The organism is Mesorhizobium sp. CNPSo 4688 (genome assembly GCF_057784295.1).
Genome location: NZ_JBWLUY010000004.1, coordinates 107,546 through 129,308 on the forward strand (window position 1 = coordinate 107,546; position 21,763 = coordinate 129,308).

The window sequence follows — 21,763 nt, forward strand, 5'->3', positions numbered from 1 at the left end:
TGCTGGAAGCCTATAGCCACTTCTTGCTTTTGAAGAACACAATCAGGCCGACAGCAACGGCCAGCATGAACAGCAGCGAGGCCGGGTAGCCATAGTAGGCCTTCAGTTCCGGCATGTTCCATGGCGAGGTCTCGGGATCGAAATTCATCCCCCAGATACCAACCAGGAAGGTTAGCGGCATGAAGATCACCGAGACGATGGTCAGATAAGAGATGACATCGTTGGTGCGTGCCTGGCTCAGCGACAGATGCATTTCAATGAGGCCGGTCAGCATGTCGCGCTGGTTCTCGACCAGCTCGATCAGCCGCAGTGCGTGGTCGAGCGTGTCGTTGAAGAAGATCTTTGTCTCGGGCTTCACATAGGGCACGTCGTTGCGGATCAGGGTCGCCAGCGCGTCGCGCATCGGCCACAGCACGCCCTTGAGCACATTGGCGTCGCGCCGCAACTCGTGCAGCTGCCGCATCTGATGCTTGTGCGGGGTGTTGAGCATCTCGTCCTCGATGCCGTCGACCTCCTCGCTCGCGGCCTCAATCGGTGGGAAATAGCTATCGACGATGGCATCGATGAGCGCATAGGCCAGATAGTCGGCTCCGCGCATCCGCAAGCGGTTGGGCAGCGAGGCGGCAATGCGCTTGCGTACGGGGTCGAACGGATCGCCTTCGCGCTCCTGGAAGGTGACGACGAAATTCCTGCCGAAGAACACCGCGATCTGCTCGTAGCGATGCACCCTGACGTCGTCGATCATGCGCATGACGACGAAGGCGTGATCCTCGAAGAAATCGACCTTCGGCCGCTGGCCGGTGTTGACGACATCTTCCAGAGCCAGTGGATGCAGGTTGAAAATCCGGCCGATCTCCTCGATCAGCTGGATGTTGGCCAGCCCGGTGCAATCCAGCCAGACGACCGGCCAGTTGTCGCAATGGGTGTTGAGATCATCGATGCTGGCCTTGTCGATGGTCTTGAATTTGTCCGGTGAGATCAGCGTCAGGCGGAGCTCGGAGCGGCGCGCCGCCGGATCGGCGATCAGCGTGCCGGGTGACGCCCCGACCGGCGGTCGCCGCGTTTTCACCGGCGCCCGCTTCTTCACAGCCTCAGCCTTTGCCATCTGCCCCTCGGATGTAACCTCGAAGTGAAACTAGACGAGAGTGGTCAGCCGGCAAAGACCCGCTTGGGCTTGAACATGCCTTGCTCGATGGCGCCGATGGCGACCAGCTTGCCGCGCGCGGTGGCGCAGGCTTCCTCGGCTTCCACGGGTGCGTCGCGGCCGCGGATGATGACGGGATTGCCAAGACGAATCTTGGTCGCCGCTTCGTCGCTGATGGCGATCTGCGGCAGGCAGTCGAGCGCGGCCGCTGTATCGACAAGCAACGCATCGATGGCGTCGAAGTCGATCGGCGCATCGACAACATCGGCGTCGCCGTCAGCTTCGTGCTGTTCGCCGAAACGGGCGGCCTCCAACTCAGCGACGGTGACGAAATCTTCCTGGGTGAACGGCTCTACCTCAACCCGGCGTAGTTCGGCGATGTGGCCGAAACAGCCGAGGTCGCGGCCCATGTCGCGGGCCAGCGAGCGCACATAGGTGCCCTTGCCACATTCGACCTCGAAAACGGTGCGGTCGGCAGCGTGCTCCACAATATCGAGGCGTCCGATTTCGATCTCACGCGCGGGTATGTCGACCGTCTCGCCCTCGCGGGCGAGGTCGTAGGCGCGCTCGCCTGCTATCTTGATGGCCGAGAATTGCGGCGGCGTCTGCATGATGACGCCGGTGTATTTCGGCAGTAGCGCCCTGACGTCGGCCTCGGTCGGACGCCGGTCGGAGTTTTGCGTCACCGGACCTTCAAGATCGTCGGTCGAGCGCTCCTCGCCCCAGGCGACGGTGAAACGATAGATCTTGGCGCCGTCCTGGACGTAAGGCACGGTCTTGGTCGCCTCGCCGAGCGCGATCGGCAGCATGCCGGAGGCCAGCGGGTCGAGCGTGCCGGCATGGCCGGCCTTTTCGGCCTGGAACAGCCATTTGATCTTGGAGACGGCTTCGGTCGAGCCCATGCCGACCGGCTTGTCCAGCACCACCCAGCCGGAGATCGGCCGGCCCTTCTTCTTGCCGCGGCGCCCCACTATTTCTGGTCCTTGTTCTTGTCTTCGCCATCGGCACCCAAGTCTCGCGCGACTTCGGGCGACTTCAAGAGATCGTTGATTCTGGCAAAATTGTCGAAGGACGTGTCGAGCTTGAAGCGGAACTCAGGCATGAACTTCATCTGCCGCAGCGCGCCGGAGACGCGGCCACGGACGAATTTCGCGTGCTTGTTGAGCGCGTCGATCACTGCACCGGTATCCTTGGCGCCGAGTGGCGAGACAAAAGCAGTGGCAACCCTCAAGTCAGGCGACATGCGCACTTCCGAGACCGACACCACGGTATTCTCGATCAGCGGATCGATGATCTCGCCGCGCTGCAAGGTTTCGGAGAGTGCATGGCGCACCTGTTCGGCGACGCGCAACATGCGCTGGGATGGGCTGGAGACGGTTGGACGGGGCATTTTTCTCAATCCTGAAAGCGTGAGGCGCGGGATAGGACCGTGCCGCACGTCTCATACTTGTTCTATGCATGTCGTTTATCCCAAAACCGCTACGCACTTTTGGGCGACAGGCATTAAAGTTAGGGCGGCGGTCTTTCGACCACCGCCCGGTCGTATCGACAGTATACGAACTCAGAGCGTCCGGGTCACCATCTCGACGCGGAAGCACTCGATGATGTCGCCGACGCGCATGTCCTCGTAGTTCTGGAAGGCCATGCCGCACTCCTGGCCGCCCGGGACTTCCGCAACTTCGTCCTTGAAGCGCTTGAGCGTCTTCAGCGTGCCTTCGTGGATGACGACGTTGTCGCGGATCAGGCGTACGCCCGCACCGCGCTCGACCTTGCCTTCGGTGACACGGCAGCCGGCGATCTTGCCGACCTTGGTGATGTCGAAGATCTCGAGGATCTCGGCATTGCCGATGAAGGTCTCGCGACGTTCCGGCGAAAGCAGGCCCGAAAGCGCCGCCTTCACGTCATCGACGAGGTTATAGATGATCGAGTAGTAGCGGATCTCGATACCGGCAGCCACAGCGGCAGCACGTGCCTGCGCATTGGCGCGGACATTGAAGCCGATGATGGCGGCGCCCGAAGTCTCCGCCAGCGACACGTCGCTCTCGGTGATGGCGCCGGCGCCGGCATGAACGATCCGTGCACGCACCTCGTCGGTGCCGAGCTTGTCGAGCGCGGCGCTGATCGCCTCGATCGAACCCTGCACGTCGCCCTTGATGACTAGCGGGAATTCCTTCAACCCGCTCGTCTGCAACTGCGACATCATCTGTTCGAGCGAGCCGCGCTGGCCGGCATGCTTGGCCACCGCCTTCTCACGCGCCAGACGCTGACGGTACTCGGTGATCTCGCGGGCGCGGGCCTCGTTGTTGACGACAGCGAAGCGGTCGCCGGCCTGCGGCGTGCCTTGCAGGCCAAGCACCTCGACCGGCATAGCCGGCGGGGCTTCCTTGACCTGTTCGCCACGGTCGTTGACCAACGCGCGCACCCTGCCCCATTCGTTGCCGGCGACGAGAATGTCGCCCGGCATCAAGGTGCCGGTCTGCACCAGCACGGTGGCGACGGGGCCGCGGCCCTTGTCGAGCTGGGCTTCGATGACGACGCCCTCGGCGGTGCGGTCCGGATTGGCCTTGAGGTCGAGAATTTCGGCCTGCAGCAGGATCGCCTCGAGCAGCTTGTCGAGATTAGTGCCCTTGGTCGCCGAGACTTCGACGTCCAGCACTTCACCGCCCATCGATTCTACGAACACCTCATGGCGCAGCAATTCCGAACGCACCTTCTGCGGATCGGCGCCGTGCTTGTCGATCTTGTTGATCGCCACGATGATCGGAACGCCGGCTGCCTTGGCATGGCTGATCGATTCGATCGTCTGCGGCATGACGCTGTCGTCGGCCGCCACCACCAGGATGGCGATGTCCGTGGCCTGGGCGCCGCGGGCGCGCATCGCCGTGAAGGCGGCGTGGCCGGGCGTGTCGATGAAGGTGATCTTCTGACCGTTCTTCTCGACCTGGTAGGCGCCGATATGCTGGGTGATGCCGCCGGCCTCGCCGGAGACGACATTGGCGTTGCGGATGGCGTCGAGCAGCGAGGTCTTGCCGTGGTCGACATGGCCCATGATGGTCACGACCGGCGGCCGTGATACCAGGTCCTCGGCATTGTCGGCGATGTTGAACAGGCCTTCCTCGATGTCGGACTCAGCGACGCGGCGGACCGTGTGGCCGAATTCGGTGGCGACCAGTTCGGCCGTGTCGGCGTCGATGATGTCACCCGGCTTCAGGATCTGGCCCTGCTTCATGAAGTACTTGACCACATCGACGGCGCGCTCGGACATGCGCTGCGCAAGTTCCTGGATGGTAATGGTTTCGGGCAGGATCACTTCGCGCATAACCTTCTCGCGCGGCTCATTGTGCATCGCGCGCTTGAATTTTTCCTGGCGGCGACGCATCGACGACAGCGAGCGGGCGCGCGCATCCTCGTCGGAAAGCGCCGTGTTGAGGGTCAGCTTGCCGCGACGACGGTCTTCCTCAGCCTTGGTCGGCTTTGCCGGACGCGCCACTTCGGGCGTGACCGGACGGCGAACCGGTGCCCCGACGCCGGTGCGCTTCGGCTTGACCTCTTCCTCGTCATCGACCGTCGCCATTTCGGCGGCCAGCGGCGCGCGACGGCGCGCCTCTTCCTCGGCACGGCGGCGGGACTCGGCCTCGGTCTGCAGACGAGCTTCTTCCTCGGCCTGACGGCGCGCGGATTCCTCGCGCTCGCGCTTGCGGCGTTCCTCGTCCTCAGCACGGCGCTTGGCGTCTTCGGCGGCGCGCTGGCGATCCTCGACTTCGCGAACCTTGGAGCCTTCCAGTGCCCTGCGCCGGGCTTCCATTTCGCCACGCGACAATTCGTTCAGCACCATGCCGCTGCGTTCGACCGGCGGCGGCGGGGGCGGCGCCTTGGGCGCTTCCTGCACCACGGGGGCTGCCACAACCGCGGGCTTGGGCGTCAAAACGGGTGCAGCCACCGGCTCCGGCTTGTCGCCGGGCATGGAGAATTTGCGCTTCTTGATCTCGACCTGGACCTGCTTGGTGCGGCCATGCGAGAAATTCTGGCGCACGACGCTCTGCTCGGTACCGGGGCGCTTCAGCGTCAAGGTCTTCTTCGGTGTAACACTCAACGTCTTGTCGTCGCCCGATTTCGTATCGCTCATTCCATATCCTCTGCAGCATCATCTTCGTCAGCAACGGCCGCAAGCATTGCCAGATCGTCGGGGGTTCCGCCCCGATATCGGTCGAGCGCAACCATGCGCTTCTCAACCGCCTTGCCCGCGTCTCCCGCGAGAACGGCAGCATGTATCACATTTGTGCCCCCCAATGCCAAGCTCAACTCGGCCTCGGAGAAAAGTTTGTAGGCAAGGACTGCAGGCCCGCCGAGGTGGACAGTTGCCCGCCGCGCCTGGCTGATCTTGCGCACGCCGTCGTCGGATGCTTCGGTCGCGTGGAGCACGAAAAGCGCCAGTCCACTGCGCACCGCGCTCTCGACCTTGGTGGCGCCGAGAGCGATCGCGCCGGCCTTGCGAGCAAGGCCGAGCATGCCCAGAGCGGATCGTGCAAGCAGTCCGTCGACCATGCCACCGAGATCGGGCGGCACGGTCACTTGCGCCTTGAAGGCGCGGGCAAACAAGTTCTTCGCCGCCGCCTTGTCGATATGTAGGCGGTCGGCGCTCACCCAACAACCACGGCCGGGCAGGTTTCTCTTGATGTCCGGAACGACGGCCGAATCCGGGCCGACGACGAAACGGATCAGCTCATCCGGCTCGGCTTGCCTGCGGGTAACGATGCAGGTGCGATCGTTCATCTCGTCCTGGGGCGGGTTGTGTGCGATGCGGTTTCACCTCACGCACCAACAGCTTCGTCAGCCGGGACCTGTTCGGCTGCAAGCTCGTCTTCGGTGATCCAGCCGGCCTTGAGGCGGGCTGCCAGAACCATCTGCTCGGCATCGGCGCGCGACACGCCGTGATTGGCGAGAACGCCCGGATAGACCTTGGTCTCGCCGTCCTTGCGTTCCTTCCAGCCGGTCAGGTCGTCGGCGGCATAGCCGGCGAAATCCTCGATCGTCTTCACGCCATCCTCGCCGAGCGTTACCATCATGGCGGTGGTGACGCCGGGGATTTCGCGCAGTTCGTCGGCGACGCCCAGCGCCTTGCGCTTCTCGTCATGCTCGGCTTCGATTTTCTCCAGATATTCGCGGGCGCGGGTCTGGATCTCCGAAGCGGTGTCTTCGTCGAAGCCGTCGATCGAAGCGATCTCGCCCGAATCGACATAGGCAACTTCCTCGACGCTGGTGAAGCCTTCGGAGGCCAGCACCTGGCCGACCATCTCGTCGACATCGAGCGCTTCCATGAACAGCGACGAACGTTCGACGAATTCCTTCTGGCGGCGTTCGGATTCCTCGGCCTCGGTCAGGATGTCGATATCCCAGCCGGTGAGCTGCGAGGCAAGACGCACATTCTGGCCGCGGCGGCCAATGGCCAGCGACAGCTGGTCGTCCGGCACTACCACCTCGATGCGCTCGGCATCTTCGTCGAGCACGACCTTGGCGACTTCCGCCGGCTGCAGCGCGTTGACGATGAAGGACGCGGCCGAAGGCGACCACGGAATGATGTCGATCTTTTCGCCCTGCAATTCGCCGACCACCGCCTGAACGCGGCTGCCGCGCATACCGACGCAGGCGCCGACCGGATCGATGGACGAGTCACGCGAAATGACGGCGATCTTGGCGCGCGAGCCCGGATCGCGGGCGACCGACTTGATCTCGATGATGCCGTCGTAGATTTCCGGCACTTCCATGGTGAAGAGCTTGGCCATGAACTGCGGATGGGTACGCGACAGGAAGATCTGCGGGCCGCGCTGTTCGCGGCGCACGTCGTAGACATAGGCGCGGACGCGGTCGCCATACTTGTAGTTTTCGCGCGGGATCAGCTCGTCGCGGCGGATAATCGCCTCGCCACGGCCGAGATCGACGATGACGTTGCCATATTCGACGCGCTTGACGGTGCCATTGACGATCTCGCCGATGCGGTCCTTGTATTCGTCATACTGGCGGTCACGTTCGGCCTCGCGCACCTTCTGCACGATGACCTGCTTGGCCGACTGGGCGGCGATGCGGCCGAAATCCATCGGCGGCAGCTGTTCGGCGATGAAGTCGCCGAGCTGGGCGTCGGGATTGCGCTCGCGCGCCGAGGAGATGGCGATCTGGGTGGCGTAGTCGTCGACCTTCTCGACCACTTCCATCAGCCGCTGCAGCTTCATCTCGCCGGTGGTGGCGTTGATATCGGCGCGGATGTTGGTTTCCTGGCCGTAGCGCGAGCGCGCAGCCTTCTGGATCGCATCGGCCATTGCGGCGATGACGATCGACTTGTCGATCGACTTTTCACGCGCGACCGCATCGGCGATCTGCAGCAGTTCAAGTCTGTTGGCGCTTACAACCATGTCTTTATCTCCCGAACTGGGTGCCGGAGCTTTGGCCCGGCAGCTCAATCGTTATTCCTGTTCGTGTTCTTCCGTGGCGCCTTCGGAAACATCGTCTTCCGGCTCGCCGCGGCGTTTCTTGGCTTCCTTGCGTTCCCTGTTATCCTTCGACAGGGCGTCGCGGATGAGATCGTCGGTGAGGATCAGCCGCACATCGGCGATCGCGTCATAGGGAACGCGCACCGTCGGCTCTTCGCCATAAGCGGCCTTGTCGCGCTCGATCAGCACATCGTCGGCGCCAGCTTCGGCGATCTTGCCTTTGAAGCGCTTGCGGTCGGCGACCAGCACCGAGGTTTCCATCTTAACCAGATGGCCGGTCCAGGTGACGAAATCCGACTTGCGCACCAGCGGCCGGTCGATGCCCGGCGACGACACTTCGAGATGATAGGCCTTCTCGATCGGATCGTCGACGTCGAGGGCCGGCGACACAGCGCGGCTGACCTCTTCGCAATCCTCGACGGTCATGGTGCCGTCCTCGCGTTCGGCCATGATCTGCAGCGTCAGCCCGTTCTGGCCCGACAAATGCACGCGCACGAGGCGGAAACCGATGCCGCGCAACACCGGCTGAACGATCAGCGCGATGCGCGCATCGATGCCGCTTTCGCGGATGATGCGGTCGTCGGCTTCGCTCGCCGTTGCAGTCATGCGGTTCCTGTCGTTCTACAGATCAGGATGATCGTCATCCTGATCTGTCGCTTTGCTGGAGCATGATCTTTTCCGAAAACCGGGTCCCACTTTTCGGGATCATGCTCTGATACTGACCGGCAGGTAATAAAAAAGAGCGGGACCGGGTGGACCCACTCTTCGTCATACCGACCAAGAATTTGAGGCTGATATAAACGATCCCGGCCGGTGTTTCAAGTCTCGATGCCAGCGCTGATCGTGACGGCGGCTGCTTATAGCTGCCGCGGCCATTTCTGGGATGCATGCATGACCGTGATGATCTCGATCTCGCGACCGACCACCCGATACGGAACGAGGTACGGGATATCGGTCAGCACAAGCTCTCGCGTGCCCCTTATTCGCCCGATGCGTCCCATTGCCGGTTGTTCGGCAAGATTGTCCGCCGCAGAGACGATGCGGGCAACGACCCGTGCGGCGGCGTTGGGGTTGTCCTTTGCTATAAAGGCGCCGATTTGATCGAGCCGTCGCAGTGCGCGGATCGTCCAGCGGACCCGGCTCATCGGTCGAGAGACGGCTTGACGTATTTCGCCACCACGTCGGCCAACTCTTGTTCGCTTACAAATTCACTGCGGTCGGCCTCGCCCAACCCAGCCTCGATCTCTGCAAGTTGCCATTCTTCCCTGGCAACGTAGTCTTCGATCGCCTGAGCCGCGACGTAGGAGCGGGAGCGGTCAACTTTACCCGCCAGTTGGTCAAGCTTGGCTGCCGTCTCATCAGAGAGTCGTACCGTAAAAGCAGCCATCGGCGCCTCCATTTCATGAACCCAATCTGGTTCACATTGAATGTGATGGAACCAATCCGGTTCGTCAATTGCTATAGACGGTCGCATTGCGCGGGGCGCATGCCGCCTATGCGGTAACGGCCCTGTGATTTCAGACGCCGCATCCCTATCTATGTTGCACTGCACAAACCGAGATGGCGCGCGGTGGCGCGTGAAAGGTCAAGACAATGAACAATCGTACTGTGTTTTCCGCCATAGGCGACGCTTTTGCCCTGTTCGGCAGCGCCGTTGCCGCCTCGCGGGCCGTCGAAGCCGGCCGCAAGCCGCGCGCCAACGATTTGCGCCGGCTCGGCATGGACCCGACCGCTTTCGACAAGATCGGCCGTTTCTAAATCTGAAGCGGACCACGATGCCGGGACCGTCGGTCCCGCATCGGGCTATTTCCTGACGAAGATGAGATAGGCCGGCCGCCGGCCCTCGCGAATGGCTTTTCCCTCGTAGCGTGTGCCAGGCCAGCCTTCATAGGGCCGATGCCAGTCGGCCGCGTCCTCAGCCTGCCACAGGAGCGCGCCATGCGCCCGGCAGTGCAACAAGGTCCAATTAACATAGGTGTCGATGTCGGACGCGAAGCGGAATTTTCCGCCGGGCCTCAGAACACGCGCGAACCGATCGAGATTGAGCGGGCTGACAAAGCGCCGCTTCCAGTGCTTTTTCTTCGGCCAGGGATCGGGGTAGAGCAGGTCGATGCCGTCGAGCGAAGCCTGAGGCAACCAATCGAGCAGCCGCGTGGCGTCGTCATTGTGAACGCGAAGATTGGCGAGCGGCTTTTCCCGCACCGCCATCATCAGCTTGGCCATGCCGTTGACGAACGGCTCGACACCAATGAAGCCGGCCGCCGGGGCCTCCGTGGCCCGATGCAGCAGATGCTCGCCGCCGCCGAAGCCGATTTCCAGCCGAACCGTTGAAACATCCGCGGCAAACAGCGTACGCAAGTCTGCCGGCGCATCGGCCGAGAGGTCGAGGCCATAGGCGCCAAGACCGTTTTCCAGCGCGGCCGCCTGCTGCGGGCGAATGGTCTTGCCGTGCCGGCGGCCGAAGAACCCTTCGGTCGCCCGGCTCCGCCTTTCCTTTGTATCCATGGCTGGGTCGCGCGCCGCCCTCAGGCGGCGACCGCGTCCTTGAGCGCCTTGGCCAGATCGGTCTTCTCCCAGGAAAAGGACCCGTCACGGCCGGCCTTGCGGCCGAAATGGCCGTAGGACGACGTCTTGGCGTAAATCGGCTTGTTGAGGTCGAGATGCCTGCGGATGCCGGACGGCGACAGATCCATCACGGTGCGCAGCGCCTCCTCGAGCTTAGCCTCGTCGACCTTGCCGGTGCCGTGCAGGTCGACATAGACCGACAGCGGCTGGGCAACGCCGATGGCGTAGGAAAGCTGGATGGTGCAGCGATCGGCAAGCTTCGCCGCCACAACATTCTTGGCGAGGTAACGCGCCGCATAGGCAGCGGAACGGTCGACCTTGGTGGTATCCTTGCCGGAGAAAGCGCCGCCGCCATGCGGGGCCGCGCCGCCATAAGTGTCGACGATGATCTTGCGGCCGGTCAGGCCAGCGTCGCCATCCGGCCCGCCGATGACGAACTTGCCGGTCGGGTTGATGTACCACATGCAATCGTCGGCGATCTTGAGGTCGCCGAGCGCCTCGCGGATATAAGGTTCGACGACCTTGCGGACCTTCTTGGAATCCCAGCTCGCATCGAGATGCTGGGTCGACAGCACGATCTGCGTCGCTTCCGCCGCCTTGCCGTCGATGTAGCGGACGGTGACCTGGCTCTTGGCGTCGGGACCAAGCTTGCCGGCCTCGCCGTTGTTTTCGTGACGGGCGGCTGCGAGCAATTCGAGGATCTTGTGGCTGTAATAGATCGGCGCCGGCATCAGGTCCGGCGTTTCGCGGCAGGCATAGCCGAACATGATGCCCTGGTCGCCGGCACCTTCCTCGCCCTGGCGGTCGGCGGCGTTGTCGACGCCCTGGCCGATGTCAGGCGACTGGCCGTGCAGCAGAACCTCGATCTTTGCCGTTTTCCAGTGGAAGCCGGCCTGCTCGTAGCCGATTTCGCGGATCGCCTTGCGGGCGACCGACTTGAACTTGGCCGGATTGACGACCGGGTGGCCGGCGGAATCCATCAGGATGTTGCCTTGCTTGTCCTTCTTCAGCAGCGTCTCGGGAACCCGGACCTCGCCGGCGATGACAACACGGTTGGTGGTGGCAAGAGTCTCGCAGGCGACGCGGACTTTCCACGGGTCCATGCCGGTCTTCTTGGCCTCGCGATAGACCAGATCGACGATCTCGTCGGAGATGCGGTCGCAAACCTTGTCGGGATGACCCTCGGCAACGGATTCCGAGGTGAAGAAGTAGTTCTGCCGCGTCACGGGTGTCCCCTCTTGAAAAAACGATCGGCAGGGCTGCCGATTTTGGCGCGCCACGTGTTAACGGTGCCGGGCGCCGCTCGTCAAGCGGTGCCGCGGTTCTGGCATGAATGTCGCAGCAATATATCTTGTACCACCGGCGGCTTGGCGCCGCCGGCAGTCGAGCCCTTGGGCTACTCCGGCCAATGGGTCAATCGACGCACCGGATCACTCGGCATCTTCGGCAGAAAGGGATTTCACCAGATCAATGATCCGGCGGCGCACCTTCACATCCGCTATCTTGACGAAGGCGCGGTTGAGCTGAAGTCCTTCCGGACTGCCGCAGAATTCGACGGCGAAAGCCATCGAAGCGTCCTCGGCAAATCCTTTGTTACCCACCGGCTCCTGCCCTGGCGCATCCTCGAAAAAGAAGGCGACAGGCACGCTGAGTATCGAGGCTATTGCCTGCAGACGGCTGGCGCCGACGCGATTCGTTCCCTTTTCATATTTTTGGATCTGCTGAAACGTAATACCGAGATTTTCACCCAGCTTTTCCTGGCTCATTCCAAGCATATTGCGCCGAAGCCGGACGCGACTTCCGACATGGATGTCGATCGGATTCGGTTTTTTCTTGTTTTCTTCTGTCATTTTTTCCTCGCCGAATTTTTCCGGCTTTTTCTATTTTTCTCGCCCAAACGAAGCCGGAGCCAACTGCCCCAACAGAAACACCAACCGACTTCGAGAAAATTAGGCGGGAACAGTATGAGTTTCTAATGTGTCGACTGTCAATTCACCCGTAGCCGTTGCCTTACGTTCAAGCCGAGGGCGATCACGGCAAACAGGAACATGATCAGCATTCCGTTAATGCGCCGTTGACCGGCGGAGATGAAGGCCTGCCCGGAGATGGGCACCCGCACGTCGATGGCGCCGCGCGCATCGACCGCCAGGGCGTCGACGATGCGTCCGCGCGTATCGACAACGGCCGAAATGCCGTTGTTGGCTGCGCGCAACAGGGGCAATCCATTTTCCACCGTACGAATCTGCGCCTGCCTGAAATGCTGGTACGGCCCGGGCGTGTCGCCGAACCAGGCGTCGTTGGTGACATTCACAATAAGTTGGGATGACGTAGCGTCAACCGCCACCAGATCGGGAAAGATCACCTCGTAGCAAATAAACGGCAAGGCGCTTATGCCGCCGGGCAAGACGATCGGGTGGCGCTCATTGCCGGCGGCGAAGTTCATCGGCCCGGCGACCAATTGTTCGATGCCGAAGCGGCTGAGCAGACCGGAGAACGGCAGATACTCGCCGAAAGGCACCAGATGGACCTTGTCGACGGCGTCGGCAATCTCGCCCTTGTCGTCGATCGCCACCACTGAATTGTAGTAGCGGCTGTCGGTCTCGGCCCCCGATCCGCCCTCCTCGCGCACGACGCCGGCAATCAGCATCTGCCCGGGCTGCAGCATGTCGCCGAGCGCGGTCAGCGCATCAGGGCGCTCGGTGAACAGGAACGGCACCGAGGTCTCCGGCCACAGGATCAGCTGCGGCTTGTTGTGACCGGGATCCGGCGCTGCGGCCGACAGGCCCATCATGGTCGCGAAGATGCGGTCGCGCACCGAAGCGTCCCACTTCTCGCTGAGATCGACATCCGGCTGCACAATGCGGACATCGAGATTGTGCGTTGCCGGCTTGTCGGGAGCCGCCAACCTGAAATAGCCGAAGCCGGCATGGGAGGCGACGAGAGCGGCAAGCAATATCAGTCCGAGGCGCACATGCCGGCGCGCGGCGAGCAGAGCCGGCATTGCAAAGACAAAGACCGCCAGCGCGTTCATGCCGATCATGCCGGTCACCGACACGCTTTGCATCAACAACGGCACGGGCATCGCCGCATAGCCAACGGCATTCCAGGGGAAGCCGGTGAACAGAAAGCCGCGCAGCCATTCGGTCAGGCCGAAAGCAAAGGCAAGGGCGGCGATGCGGCCAATGTCGTTGGTCCATAACAGCCGCGCGACGACGGTGGCGAAACCGTAGAAAAACGCCAGCGCCAAAGGAATGCCGACGACCGCGAAGGGCAAGGCCCAGGCGAAACTGTCGGCCTCGACCAGAAGCGCCTCGCCGATCCACCACAGGCCGGCGAGGAAATAACCGAAACCGAACCACCAGCCAATGGCAAAGGCTGGCCGCAGGCGCCTGAGCCAGCTGTCGGAAGCCTCGCCGGTGGCGCCGTCGAGCAGCCAGACCAGCAGCGGAAACGAGACGAAACAGACGGCGAAGAAATCGTATGGTGCCTGGGCGAGCACCGCCAGCGCGCCGGCGAGAAACGCCACAAGCGCACGCCGCCAGCCCCAAAGCAGAATTATCCGGCCGGCCAGGCGCTCCATGCAGACTTCCCAGGTCGTGCGAATCAGGAGCCAAGATTTATCAGATTTATTGAAATGCGACTCGCTACGAACCGGCCGATCACTGCGTTACCGGTGCCAGCCGTCGATGCTGAAGCCGCTCAGCTGCTCGGCCTCCTCGCGCGAAACGGCACGCAAGGTCTGGGTGAAGGTCCAGACATGGCCTTCGGGATCGCGCGCCCGGTATTGCCGCTCGCCGTAGAAATGGTCGGCAGGCGCCTCGACTATCTCGGCTCCGGCCGCCCTCGCCCGTTCGCAATGCGCGTCCAGGCCGTCTTTCAGGCGCACACAGACCGACTGGGTGTTCTTGCCGCCGACTGAAGCCGGGCTGGCGACGTGATCGACCCATTCTGAATCGACGATGATGTAGCCGTCACCGAAGCGCATTTCGGCATGGACCAGCCTTCCGTCGGTGTCGCTGACCACCATGCTCGGTTCGAAACCGAAAGCGGCTTCAAGCCAGATCAGTGCAGCCCTTGGATCCCTATAGAAAACCCCGGAACCGAATGTGGTGTGCTTGAACGGGTCTTCGACCGTCATGCGGCGCGAATCAGGCCTGCTCGGTGCGAGCGGTGGCGCGGCGGCGGCGCTCGCCTTTCTGGTTCTGGACGATGCGCACCCGCTTGACGCGGCGCGGATCGGCATCGAGCACGTGGAACTCGAAGCCGGGTATCGCCTGGACCACTTCGCCGCGCGCAGGCACGCGGCCCAGCGTGTTGAAGATCATGCCGCCGATGGTGTCGACATATTCGCCATGTTCGCCGGCGGTAAAGTCCTCGCCGATCATCTTGGCGACCTCGTCGATCTCAGCCTTGCCGTCGACGACGAAGACGCCCTCGCCGGTCTGGGTGATCAGCGGCTCGTCTTCGTCATGCTCGTCCTCGATATCGCCGACGACCATTTCGACGATGTCTTCCAGCGAGGCCAGGCCATCCGTGCCGCCATATTCGTCGATGACCAGCGCCATCTGGGTGCGCGTTGTCTGCATGCGACCCATCAAATCGGAGGCAAGCATGGAGGGCGGCACGAACAGCACCGGGCGGATCAGATTGAGGTCGCCGATGGTGCGGCCAAGATCGACCTGGGCGAGGTCGAGAAGCGTCGTTGCCGGCGTCTTCCTCGATGTCCTGCCCTTCTTGACGCGGGCGACCTTGGTGATGTGCGCCAGCACGTCGCGGATGTGAACCATGCCGCGCGGATCGTCGAGCGTTTCGGAATAGACCGGCATGCGCGAATGGCCGGATTGCTCGAACAGGCCGAGCAGATCGCCCAAAGTCGTGGTGATCTCGACCGCCTCGATGTCGGCGCGCGGCACCATAACGTCCTCGACGCGCACTTCGCGCAGGCGCAGGATGTTGTTGAGCATGGCGCGTTCGCCGGGCGAAAAAGACTCGGCATCGCTGGTCGTTTCGGCAAGCGCGCCAGCGATCTCCTCGCGCAGGCTGGTGCCGTTGCGCTGCCGGAACAGGCCCAAAACGCGGTCGAACAGGGAGGGACCGGCAGGCGATGGCTCGCTGGCAATGCTACCAGGAGCGGGGCTGCCGGTGATGGTACTCGGACTCGATCCCTCTTCCGTTGTATCGGAAGGCTTGGTCGCACTGCCAGCCTCGGGGCGGGCGGCAGTTTCTGGTTTGTCGTTCATCGTCGTCCGGTCAATTGGTCTTTTGTCATTACGTGTAGGGATCGGGAATGGCAAGCCTTGCAAGCGCTGCGCGCTCGATGGCTTCCATCTCCTCGGCCTCTGCATCGGTCTCGTGATCGTAGCCCAGCAAATGCAGAAGGCCATGGATGACGAGATGGGTGATATGGTTCTCGAAGGGCTTCTCTTCCAGAGCCGCTTCGCGCGTCACCGTCTCGGACGCTAGCACGATATCGCCCAGCATCGGCGGCAGCTTGCCGCCCTTGGGGAACGGAAAAGCCGGGAAAGACAAGACGTTGGTCGCCTTGTCCTTGCCACGCCAGCCGGCATTGAGGGTGCGGATATTGGCATCGTCGGAAAAGACGATGCTGAGCTCGGAATGACCGGCGGCACCAGTTTCGGCAAAGGCAGCCGACACGGCGCGGTCGACCAGCAGCGTCAGCGCCGCCTCGCCGGGCCAATCGCCAGCCTCGACCGACAGATCGATCTCGACGGGGACCGAACTGTCCCCGCCGCCAGTCTTTATATCTTCAGGCATGAGCCCGCATCGTCATGATCAGCTCTCGGCGCCGAGGCCGCGCGACAGCTTGGCGTCGCGGTCATAGGCCCTGACGATTTCCGCCACCAACGGATGGCGAACGACGTCGACATCGTTGAAGCGCACGGTTACCGCGCCGGCCACACCGTCAAGGACACGCAAGGCTTCGACCAGGCCGGATTTGGTGCTTGGGGGCAAGTCGATCTGCGTCGGATCGCCGGTGACGATCATGCGCGAATTCTCGCCAAGACGGGTCAAAAACATCTTCATCTGCATCGGCGTGGTGTTCTGCGCCTCGTCGAGGATAACGGCGGCGTGCGCCAGCGTGCGGCCACGCATAAAGGCGAGCGGCGCGATTTCGATGACTTCGGCAGCAATGGCACGCTCAACCTTGTCGGCCGGCATCATGTCGTACAGCGCATCATAAAGCGGCCGCAGATACGGATCGACCTTCTCCTTCATGTCGCCGGGCAGGAAGCCCAGCCGCTCGCCGGCCTCGACCGCCGGGCGCGACAGGATGATGCGCTCGACCATGCCGCGTTCGAGCAGCATCGCCGCATGCGCCACCGCCAGGTAGGTCTTGCCGGTGCCGGCGGGGCCGATGCCGAACACCAGTTCCGAGCGCTCCAGCGCCCGCATATAGGCGTCCTGGTTGAGCGAACGGGCATAGATGGTCTTCTTGCGGGTGGATATCTGGGCGGCCGAGACCTTGCCCTTGCGCTCCAGCGTCGGCAGCGTCAGCTGGTCGTCGGCGGCAACCGCCATGCGCACAGCACCGTCGACGTCGGACTGGCCGATATCGGTGCCTTTCTGGAGAATGCCATAGAGATTGTCGAGCGCGCGGCGCGCCTGCTCGGCCGCCGAGGCCGAACCCTTGATGGTCAACTGGTTGCCGCGTGAGCGGATGTCGACGCCGAGCTTCTGCTCGAGCCGGGCCAGGTTCTCGTCAAACTGGCCGTACAGGGCGCTGGCAAGCTTGTTGTTGTCGAAAGTCAGAACGATGTGCGCCATGTCAGAGGCCCCGGATGTCTGGTTCTGGGGCAGAGTCTTCACTTCAGCAGCGCTCAACCGTCTCTCCTCATCTGCCGAGGCCATCAGGCCAATTCGGCGAACAGGCTATTGTAGCCCGTCTTCGTGATTCGCACCCGGATAATGTCACCGATTTCGCCGGCCTTTTCATCAACAATAACCGGCTGCAGCCAGGGCGAGCGGCCGACCTTCTGGCCGGCCTGACGGCCGGGCTTCTCGATCAGCGTATCGATGGTGCTGCCGACCAGGCTCAGGCCGAAATCCTGCTGCTGTTTCAGCAAGAGGGCCTGCAGCCGTTGCAAGCGCTGATCCTTGACCGCTTCCGGCACATGATCGGGCATGTCGGCGCCCGGCGTGCCGGGGCGCGGCGAATATTTGAACGAAAAGGCCGAGGCGTAGTTCACCTGGCGCACCAGCTCCATCGTCGCCTCGAAATCGGCGTCGGTTTCACCGGGGAAGCCGACGATGAAGTCGCCGGACAGCGCGATGTCGCCGCGGGCGGCGCGAATGCGCTCGAGCAGCGCCAGATAATCCTTGGCCGTGTGCCTGCGGTTCATCGCCTTGAGGATGCGGTCGGACCCCGACTGCACCGGCAGATGCAGATACGGCATCAGCGCCGGCAGGTCGCGATGGGCCGATATCAACTCGTCATCCATGTCGCGCGGATGGCTGGTGGTGTAGCGCAGCCGCGCCAGGCCGGGGATCTCGGCCAGCCGGAACAGCAGGCGGCCCAGGCCCCATTCCGCACCGTCTTCGCCCTTGCCGTGCCAGGCGTTGACGTTCTGGCCAAGCAGCGTCACCTCGCGTACGCCGGCTTCGGCCAGCCGCTCGGCTTCGGCGACGATCTGCGCCACCGGCCGCGACACTTCCGAGCCCCTGGTGTAGGGCACGACGCAGAAGGTGCAGAACTTGTCGCAGCCTTCCTGAACGGTGAGGAAAGCGGTGACGCCGCGCTTGATGACGTCGACGCGCGTCGGCTGCGGCAGGTGCTCGAACTTGTCCTCGATGGCATATTCGGTCTCGACGATCTTCTCGCCGCCGCGCACCCGCGCCAGCACGTCCGGCAACCGGTGATAGGTCTGCGGGCCGATGACAAGGTCGACGGCAGGCGAACGGCGGATGATCTCCGCGCCTTCGGCCTGCGCGACGCAGCCGGCAACGCCGATCAGCATTTCGCGCCCTGCTGCCGCGCGTTCGGCCTTCATGTCGCGGATGCGGCCGAGTTCGGAATAGACCTTTTCCGCCGCCTTCTCCCTGATGTGGCAGGTGTTGAGCAGCACCAGGTCGGCCTCGGCGAGGGTGTCGGTCGCGGTATAGCCGTCGGCGGCCAGCGCATCGGTCATGCGCTGTGAATCATAGACATTCATCTGGCAGCCATAGGTCTTGACGAAGACCTTTTTGGCCGGGGCGGACGCTGCATCAGCGCTTTGTGCGGCGATGTCAGCGTCGTTCCGCTCTATCGTGTTCAAATCCATCCGGCGGCTTCTAACGCCTTTCCGTGACAAAAAACAGACGATTCTCGGGATGCGCCGATAGGTGCACTGCCTGCGCTAGCGGCTCGGGAGGGGGTCGGCGAGTGCCGCCTGCATCATCGCGCGCACCTGGCGTTCCATCAGCCTCGACGTTTCCTTGCGGTTCGAGCCCTTGGAAAAGACGATTGGCTCGCCGAAATGCACTTCGACGTCGAGCGCGCCTTCGGCCATCAACACCTTGAGATGCGGCATCAGGTCCTGATCGCCGATCCAGGCGGCGATCGACCTGTGACGGCGGCCGAGCGGCACGCCGTGCACCCGCGTATAAGCGATCGCCAGTGGCTGGATGAAGACCTGTTCGGCCGCACCTTCCGAAATGGCCATCGAGGCGGCACCGAACAAGGTGCTCTTGAACGGCAGGATGGTGTTGCCATCTCCGGTCGAACCCTCGGCAAACAGCACCATGGCATCGCCCTTGGCCATGCGGCTGGCAATTTCGCTGGCCTGGTCGCCGGCGGTGCGCTTGCGCTCACGCTCGATGAAGACGGTGCGCTGCAATTTCGACAGCCAGCCGATCAGCGGCCAGCCTTCCATGTCCGCCCTGGCGATGAACGTCACATCGGCAAAGGAGCCGAGCACCATGATGTCGGTCCAGGAGATATGGTTCGAGGCGACCAGCAGCGGGCGCCGGCTGGACAATGCGCCTTTGACGTGGATGCGCAGGCCGAGCGTGCGGACAATGAGCCTGTGCCAGACCTTCAGAATGACCGTCTCGCGCCAGATTCCGGTCTTCATCGACAGCAGTTGTAGCGGCACAAGCGCCAGCGAGCCGACGACAACGAGGCTCAGCGCCAGGAAAATCCTGATTTTTCCGATCATGCGCCTGACCTTATCCCGCGTTCTGCGCTAGCGGAGATCGCGGCGCATGACAAGCGCGCCGGTCGGGCCATGTTCGGTCGAGCGGTAATAATTGGCGCGGTGGCCTACCTGGCGGAAGCCGAGCCGGCGGTACAGCGCGATCGCGGCGACATTGGTCTCGTCGACTTCGAGGAACAGCGCCTCGGCGCGCTGTGCATGCAGTTCGCGCAGCACCGCGTCCATCAACTGCCAGCCGAGGCCCTGGCGGCGATGCGAGCGTGCCACCGCCACGGTCAGGATCTCGCCTTCGCCGGCAGCAAGCCTGGCCAGCACGAAGCCGACCGGCGGCTTGGCGCCCTGGCCGATCTCACGCGCGGCATAGCCGAACACGGTGTCCTGCTCGAGCAGCGCGGCGAACTCACCATCGGTCCACGGCCGGACGAAATCCTCGCGATGCAGCGCCGACACCGCTGGGCTGTCGGCGATGGTCAGCGGTTCGAGCGCATAGTCCCTGCGGCGCGGCTGGAGGAAGGGAATGCGCATTATTTGTCCTGCCGCGATAAAATGAACCCCGCCTGCGGCTTGGCGTCGGCGCCGCGCAGATAAAGCGGTTTCGGCCTTTCCCCTTCAGGCTTGGCAGCCGCCAACCGGGCGTAGATCGCAATGTCGGCAGTGGCCGATGTCGGGCCGATATCGAAGGTGCGTCCGACCGCCGCGGCGATCTGCTCAGCCGCCGTGCCGGCAAGCACCGGACGATTGTCCGCCGCCATTTCCGCGGCTTGCGCAAGTGTGGTCACCGCAGGACCATAGCGCAAAATCGCTTCCGCATCGTAAAATGCGGCATGGATCTCCTCGCGGCCGGCATCAAGCGCGGCCAGGACCGGGCGGCCGGGGAATGCCGCGCTTGCTTCTGCCGTCAACGCTTCCAGCGTCGTCACGCCGATCGCCGGGATTTTCAGCGCCAGCGCCAGGCCGCGCGCCGCCGACACACCGACACGCAGGCCAGTAAACGAGCCCGGGCCGACCGAGACGGCGACAGCGCCAAGGCCGGCATAGCCGGTTCCGCCTGCCTTCAGCGCCTGGTCGATGACGGCCATCAGGTGTTCGGCATGGCCCTTGCCGAGATCGAGTACCGAGCGGCCGAGTTCCTTGCCAGCCACTGCATCGTAGACGCAGGCGGCGCAGAGATTGGCGGCACAGTCGATGGCGAGCAGTTTCATGGGCACCGGTTCGAAAAACAGTCTCCCTCTGCCCGCCATGGCGCGCCGCCGCAAGAGCCAGCGCATAAATTGTTAAGCGGCTTCGCTTCGGCGTAGGCCGGACGGCTTACGCCGCCGGCGCGATGCGCAGCATGTGGTTGTCCCAGACATAATCGGGCTCGGAGCGCGTCGTGCCGCTGCCTTCGATGATTTCGCCAGCACCTGTCGTCGCCATGAAGCCCGGGCCGTCGGGTGCCAGGCCGCAGACCTCGACCAGCACCTTGGTGGCGACGATCTTGCCGCTGGCGGCGTCGATCACGGCCAGCGAATTGCCTTCCGGTGACGACACCGCGACCGTTCCGGCAACCGGATTGGCCGCGACCGAGCCGATATAGTTCTTGAAGCCGGACAGCACGTCCTGCGGCATGTCGATCAGCTGCAGGTCCTTGCCACGGGCAGCGCGGCCGACCAGCAACGGACGGTCGGTGCCTGGACCACGATACTGGCAGCCGAACCAGATGGTGCCGGACGCATCGGCATCCATGTGGCGGATCGACAGTTGGTGCAGGGAAGCCGGCAGTTCGTGTTTTTCGATGAGGTCCCCGGTGATGCGGTCGACCAGCACATAAGACGGCTTCATCGTCGCAATGTTGAGTTCGGCGCGGCCATAGTCCGGATGGGTCTCGATGCCGCCATTGGCGATGGCGATCGTCCTGCCGTCGCCAAGCAGCAGAAGCTCGTGCGGCCCCATGCCATAGGTCGGGAACTCGCCGATGCGGCTGAATTTGGCGCGTGCGTCGTAGATCCCGACGACGCCGGCGGCATTGTCGAAATCATTCTCGGTGGCGTAGAGCAGCGCCCCATCGGCCGAGAACGCGCCATGGCCGAAGAAGTGCCGACCGGTGATGCTGGCAATGGTCTGCGGCGCTTCGCGGCCGGTGTGGTCGAAGACCACGGCGAAGGTGCCGGGCTGCCTGGCGAAGACCACGGAGCGCTTCGATACCGGATCGAAGGTGACGTCGTGGCCACGGTCGGGCAGGTCGATCGCATGCAGTAGCTTGCCGGCTTCCGACAGCACAGCCGCACCAAAACTGCCATCGCGCTTGACGAAGGCGGTGGCAAAGACCGCATCCGTGCTGAGCGTATTTGCCCAGGCCGGCGGCGCCATTGCCGCCACGAAGCCAGCGCCGGCGGCCTTCAGAAAATCGCGGCGATCGATCAGTGGCGTCCTCATGA

The 21,763-nt window shown here is 63.3% G+C and carries 23 protein-coding genes; 1 reads left to right on the forward strand and 22 read right to left on the reverse strand.

The features are described 5' to 3' along the window. Positions 1-10 precede the first annotated feature (10 nt). From corA to AC04SH_RS08675, 9 genes are all read right to left on the reverse strand, one after another. The gene (corA, locus tag AC04SH_RS08635; protein WP_488574697.1) at positions 11-1,105 is read right to left on the reverse strand and encodes a magnesium/cobalt transporter CorA; all 1,095 of its coding nucleotides are present in this window, start codon (positions 1,103-1,105) and stop codon (positions 11-13) included. A gap of 44 nt (positions 1,106-1,149) precedes the next feature. After that, positions 1,150-2,115 (reverse strand): tRNA pseudouridine(55) synthase TruB, encoded by a 966-nt coding sequence (gene truB, locus AC04SH_RS08640; RefSeq protein ID WP_488574698.1) that lies wholly within the window; start codon positions 2,113-2,115, stop codon positions 1,150-1,152. Continuing rightward, complete coding sequence (gene rbfA / locus AC04SH_RS08645; protein WP_488574699.1) at positions 2,115-2,534, reverse strand: 30S ribosome-binding factor RbfA; 420 nt, start codon at positions 2,532-2,534, stop codon at positions 2,115-2,117. Before rbfA ends, truB begins: the two co-directional genes overlap by 1 nt. A 171-nt stretch (positions 2,535-2,705) precedes the next feature. Beyond that, on the reverse strand, positions 2,706-5,270 hold the full coding sequence (infB, locus tag AC04SH_RS08650) for a translation initiation factor IF-2 (RefSeq protein WP_488574700.1): 2,565 nt from the start codon (positions 5,268-5,270) through the stop codon (positions 2,706-2,708). Beyond that, positions 5,267-5,917 carry an RNA-binding protein gene (locus tag AC04SH_RS08655; protein ID WP_112566403.1) on the reverse strand — a complete coding sequence of 217 codons (651 nt, stop codon included), beginning with the start codon at positions 5,915-5,917 and terminating at the stop codon, positions 5,267-5,269. The genes infB and AC04SH_RS08655 overlap by 4 nt, the downstream gene beginning before the upstream one ends. Positions 5,918-5,955: 38 nt before the next feature. Then, a complete protein-coding gene (nusA, locus tag AC04SH_RS08660; RefSeq protein WP_454588082.1) occupies positions 5,956-7,551 on the reverse strand; it encodes a transcription termination factor NusA in 1,596 nt (531 codons plus the stop codon). 51 nt (positions 7,552-7,602) lie between these two features. Continuing rightward, entirely contained in the window at positions 7,603-8,235 is a 633-nt protein-coding gene (gene rimP / locus AC04SH_RS08665; protein ID WP_488574701.1) for a ribosome maturation factor RimP, read from the reverse strand. 251 nt (positions 8,236-8,486) lie between these two features. Further along, entirely contained in the window at positions 8,487-8,774 is a 288-nt protein-coding gene (locus tag AC04SH_RS08670) for a type II toxin-antitoxin system RelE/ParE family toxin (RefSeq protein WP_436257950.1), read from the reverse strand. After that, positions 8,771-9,016, reverse strand: a complete 246-nt coding sequence (locus AC04SH_RS08675; protein WP_488574702.1) for a CopG family ribbon-helix-helix protein — start codon at positions 9,014-9,016, stop codon at positions 8,771-8,773. The genes AC04SH_RS08670 and AC04SH_RS08675 overlap by 4 nt, the downstream gene beginning before the upstream one ends. A 206-nt stretch (positions 9,017-9,222) precedes the next feature. Between AC04SH_RS08675 and AC04SH_RS08680 the strand changes: the two genes are divergently transcribed. Then, the gene (locus AC04SH_RS08680; RefSeq protein WP_436246063.1) at positions 9,223-9,387 is read left to right on the forward strand and encodes a hypothetical protein; all 165 of its coding nucleotides are present in this window, start codon (positions 9,223-9,225) and stop codon (positions 9,385-9,387) included. Positions 9,388-9,432: 45 nt separating this feature from the next. Here AC04SH_RS08680 and trmB read toward each other — a convergent pair whose 3' ends face one another. The 13 genes from trmB to AC04SH_RS08745 all read right to left on the reverse strand — a co-directional run bounded on the left by trmB (position 9,433) and on the right by AC04SH_RS08745 (position 21,761). Continuing rightward, the gene (trmB, locus tag AC04SH_RS08685; protein WP_488574703.1) at positions 9,433-10,134 is read right to left on the reverse strand and encodes a tRNA (guanine(46)-N(7))-methyltransferase TrmB; all 702 of its coding nucleotides are present in this window, start codon (positions 10,132-10,134) and stop codon (positions 9,433-9,435) included. A gap of 20 nt (positions 10,135-10,154) precedes the next feature. Continuing rightward, a complete protein-coding gene (gene metK / locus AC04SH_RS08690; protein ID WP_112566418.1) occupies positions 10,155-11,420 on the reverse strand; it encodes a methionine adenosyltransferase in 1,266 nt (421 codons plus the stop codon). Positions 11,421-11,624: 204 nt separating this feature from the next. Continuing rightward, a complete protein-coding gene (locus AC04SH_RS08695; RefSeq protein WP_488574704.1) occupies positions 11,625-12,044 on the reverse strand; it encodes a helix-turn-helix domain-containing protein in 420 nt (139 codons plus the stop codon). A gap of 137 nt (positions 12,045-12,181) precedes the next feature. Continuing rightward, positions 12,182-13,774 (reverse strand): apolipoprotein N-acyltransferase, encoded by a 1,593-nt coding sequence (gene lnt / locus AC04SH_RS08700; RefSeq protein ID WP_488574705.1) that lies wholly within the window; start codon positions 13,772-13,774, stop codon positions 12,182-12,184. An 87-nt stretch (positions 13,775-13,861) separates the two neighbouring features. Next, positions 13,862-14,332, reverse strand: coding sequence for a VOC family protein (locus tag AC04SH_RS08705; protein ID WP_488574706.1), 471 nt, complete (start codon positions 14,330-14,332; stop codon positions 13,862-13,864). A gap of 10 nt (positions 14,333-14,342) precedes the next feature. Further along, positions 14,343-15,434 (reverse strand): hemolysin family protein, encoded by a 1,092-nt coding sequence (locus tag AC04SH_RS08710; protein ID WP_488574707.1) that lies wholly within the window; start codon positions 15,432-15,434, stop codon positions 14,343-14,345. A gap of 28 nt (positions 15,435-15,462) precedes the next feature. Then, a complete protein-coding gene (ybeY, locus tag AC04SH_RS08715; protein WP_488574708.1) occupies positions 15,463-15,969 on the reverse strand; it encodes an rRNA maturation RNase YbeY in 507 nt (168 codons plus the stop codon). An 18-nt stretch (positions 15,970-15,987) separates the two neighbouring features. After that, entirely contained in the window at positions 15,988-16,980 is a 993-nt protein-coding gene (locus AC04SH_RS08720; protein ID WP_376740374.1) for a PhoH family protein, read from the reverse strand. A gap of 83 nt (positions 16,981-17,063) precedes the next feature. Beyond that, complete coding sequence (gene miaB / locus AC04SH_RS08725; RefSeq protein ID WP_488574709.1) at positions 17,064-18,473, reverse strand: tRNA (N6-isopentenyl adenosine(37)-C2)-methylthiotransferase MiaB; 1,410 nt, start codon at positions 18,471-18,473, stop codon at positions 17,064-17,066. 75 nt (positions 18,474-18,548) lie between these two features. Then, positions 18,549-19,349, reverse strand: a complete 801-nt coding sequence (gene olsA, locus AC04SH_RS08730) for a lyso-ornithine lipid O-acyltransferase (protein WP_488574710.1) — start codon at positions 19,347-19,349, stop codon at positions 18,549-18,551. A 27-nt stretch (positions 19,350-19,376) separates the two neighbouring features. After that, positions 19,377-19,871, reverse strand: coding sequence for a ribosomal protein S18-alanine N-acetyltransferase (rimI, locus tag AC04SH_RS08735; protein ID WP_112566442.1), 495 nt, complete (start codon positions 19,869-19,871; stop codon positions 19,377-19,379). Then, positions 19,871-20,548: a tRNA (adenosine(37)-N6)-threonylcarbamoyltransferase complex dimerization subunit type 1 TsaB gene (tsaB, locus tag AC04SH_RS08740; protein ID WP_488574711.1), complete on the reverse strand. Its 678-nt coding sequence runs from the start codon at positions 20,546-20,548 to the stop codon at positions 19,871-19,873. Before tsaB ends, rimI begins: the two co-directional genes overlap by 1 nt. Positions 20,549-20,654: 106 nt before the next feature. After that, on the reverse strand, positions 20,655-21,761 hold the full coding sequence (locus AC04SH_RS08745; RefSeq protein WP_477233644.1) for a DUF1513 domain-containing protein: 1,107 nt from the start codon (positions 21,759-21,761) through the stop codon (positions 20,655-20,657). Positions 21,762-21,763: the final 2 nt, after the last annotated feature.